The sequence below is a fragment of the Pseudomonas sp. RA_15y_Pfl1_P11 genome, from assembly GCF_963970975.1.
Taxonomy (GTDB): domain Bacteria; phylum Pseudomonadota; class Gammaproteobacteria; order Pseudomonadales; family Pseudomonadaceae; genus Aquipseudomonas; species Aquipseudomonas tritici.
This window is the reverse complement of record NZ_CAXAOY010000044.1, coordinates 1-2,376: the sequence shown is the minus strand read 5'-3', so window position 1 is coordinate 2,376 and position 2,376 is coordinate 1. Positions and strand designations below refer to the sequence as shown.

The following is a 2,376-nucleotide window of genomic DNA, read 5'->3' as shown; positions in this document are numbered from 1 at the left end:
GTAAGCGATCCATCGTCTACACATTCAAAGCTGCCATTTGATGCCTGATGCTGGGCTCCCGATATCCTTCAGGAGCCCGCCGTCATGATGCGCCCCGACGCCAAAGTTGAAAAAGTGTACCTCTACCCCAAGCCCGTGGATTTTCGAAAATCCATCGATGGCCTGACCGCTCTGGTTGAGTTGGATATCAAAGTCGCGGTGTTCGACCCGGTACTTTTCGTTTTTCTCAACAAGACCCGTAATCGGATCAAGGTGTTGTATTGGGAGCGCAACGGCTTCTGCCTGTGGCTCAAACGCTTAGAAGCCGAACGCTTCAAAACATCGCCCGATATCAGCGACGAGGCGATTGTCCTGACAGTTCAGGAACTGAACTGGATGCTCGACGGCTTTGATCTGTGGCGCAATCGTCCTCATCAGGTTTTGACGCCGCGATTTGTCGCCTAGTTGGGTATAATCCGGGCATGATCTCGATGCCCGACGACCTCCCTGATGACCCTGTTCTACTCAAGCAAATAATGCTTGCGGAACGTCGTGCTCATCAAGAAATTAATCAGGCCCACCATCGCCAGGTCGTTGACCTAAAAGAGCAAATCAAGTTGCTGCGCGACCGTTTGTTCGGTCGTAAATCCGAACAAACCGTCGACCCTGAAACCCCGCAACTTGTGCTGTTTAATGAAGCCGAAAGTGTCGCTGTACCCATCGCCGATAACGCTGACGAAGAAGCTGAAGAAGTCGTCGCTCCCGTCAAACGCCGAGGCAAACGCAAGCCACTTTCCGCCGATTTGCCGCGTATCGAAGTTGTCCACGAACTGCCTGAGCACGAACTGACGTGCGCCTGCGGCTGCCGCAAACATGCCATTGGCGAAGAAACCAGCGAACAGCTGGAAATCGTGCCGATGCAGATCCGCGTGATCAAACATATCCGCAAGGTCTACGGCTGCCGAGGTTGTGAAGCCGCGCCGGTCATGGCCGACAAGCCGGCCCAGTTGATCGAAAAGAGCATGGCCAGTCCCAGCGTCTTGGCGATGCTGCTAACGACCAAGTACGTCGATGGTTTACCGCTGTACCGTTTTGAAAAAGTTCTCGGGCGTCACGGCGTCGATATCCCGCGTCAAACGTTGGCGCGTTGGGTTATTCAATGTTGTGAACACTTTCAACCGCTGCTTAATCTGATGCGTGATCGGTTACTGGAAAGTCCGGTCATTCATTGCGATGAAACGCGGGTACAGGTGCTCAAAGAGCCTGATCGCGACCCGACCAGCCAATCCTGGATGTGGGTGCAAGCCAGCGGCCCGCCTGAGCGCCCCGTCATCCTGTTTGACTACACCACCAGCCGAGCGCAGGAGGTGCCGTTGCGCTTGTTGGGTGATTATCGCGGCTATCTGATGACGGATGATTATGGGGGCTATAACGCTTTAGCGTTGCAACCGGGCGTTGAACGTTTGGCTTGTATGGCCCATGTACGCCGCAAGTTTGTCGATGCACAGAAAGTCCAGCCCAAGGGCAAAGTGGGTCGTGCCGATGTTGCGTTGGCGATGATCAACAAGCTGTATGGCATCGAGCGCGATCTCAAGGACACCAACGATGAACAGCGGTTTATCGGTCGGCAGGAAAAAAGCTTGCCGGTACTCGCCGAGTTGAAAAGTTGGCTGGAGAAAACCCAGCAACACGTCACCCCGAAAAGCACCTTGGGTAAAGCAGTCAACTACCTGGCGAACAACTGGAGTCGGTTGGAGCGTTATGTGGAAACCGGGTTTTTACCCATAGACAATAACAAGGCCGAGCGCGCAATAAAGCCGTTTGTTATTGGAAGAAAGAGCTGGTTATTCAGCGATACGCCTAAGGGTGCAACGGCCAGTGCGCAGATCTACAGCTTGGTCGAAACTGCAAAGGCTAATGGCCAAGAGCCCTATACGTGGCTGCGCCACGTACTGGAACGGTTGCCGCAGGCCGTTTCGGTAGAAGATTTTGAAGCGCTGTTGCCGTGGAATGTGGAGACATTATGAGTATCAATATTGATCACCTGAGTGCTGATGAGTTAGTGGCGTTGAATCACCACATCATCGAACGCCTGAAGATGCTGGAGTCGCTGGAAGCGCACAAATCGATGATGCAGTTCCATCCAGGTGCGCGGGTGAGCTTTGACTCGCCCAACAGTGGGCGCCTGTCTGGAACCATTATGAAGTTCAACCGCAAGAGCGTCACCGTGGTCACCGATAATGGGCAGCGTTGGAATATCTCGCCGCACCTGCTCTCGCCGATCAAAGACGTACGGGCAGGAACGGTGGTGGATATCAAGCACAAGAAATAACGGAATGTCGCATCCTGAACGGTTCACCTTTTTTTGAATAGGTGGGGTTTATGGATCAGTTACGA

General features: G+C 53.5%; 3 protein-coding genes. All 3 read left to right on the top strand.

Annotated elements, in window-relative coordinates; all coding sequences use genetic code 11:
• Nucleotides 1-84 precede the first annotated feature (84 nt).
• The 3 genes from tnpB to AACY44_RS27470 are packed head-to-tail and all read left to right on the top strand — an operon-like array spanning nt 85 to nt 2,311.
• Nucleotides 85-444 (top strand): IS66 family insertion sequence element accessory protein TnpB, encoded by a 360-nt coding sequence (tnpB, locus tag AACY44_RS27480; protein ID WP_339418685.1) that lies wholly within the window; start codon nt 85-87, stop codon nt 442-444.
• Between the two features lie 17 nt (nt 445-461).
• On the top strand, nt 462-2,006 hold the full coding sequence (tnpC, locus tag AACY44_RS27475; protein ID WP_339531515.1) for an IS66 family transposase: 1,545 nt from the start codon (nt 462-464) through the stop codon (nt 2,004-2,006).
• A complete protein-coding gene (locus AACY44_RS27470; RefSeq protein WP_339415056.1) occupies nt 2,003-2,311 on the top strand; it encodes a hypothetical protein in 309 nt (102 codons plus the stop codon). The genes tnpC and AACY44_RS27470 overlap by 4 nt, the downstream gene beginning before the upstream one ends.
• Nucleotides 2,312-2,376: the final 65 nt, after the last annotated feature.

What these genes read in the sequence shown, in the direction of transcription:
- tnpC (WP_339531515.1), top strand. Translation starts at nt 462, where the DNA reads ATGATCTCGATGCCCGACGACCTCCCTGATGACCCTGTTCTACTCAAG.
- tnpB (WP_339418685.1), top strand. Translation starts at nt 85, where the DNA reads ATGATGCGCCCCGACGCCAAAGTTGAAAAAGTGTACCTCTACCCCAAG.
- AACY44_RS27470 (WP_339415056.1), top strand. Translation starts at nt 2,003, where the DNA reads ATGAGTATCAATATTGATCACCTGAGTGCTGATGAGTTAGTGGCGTTG.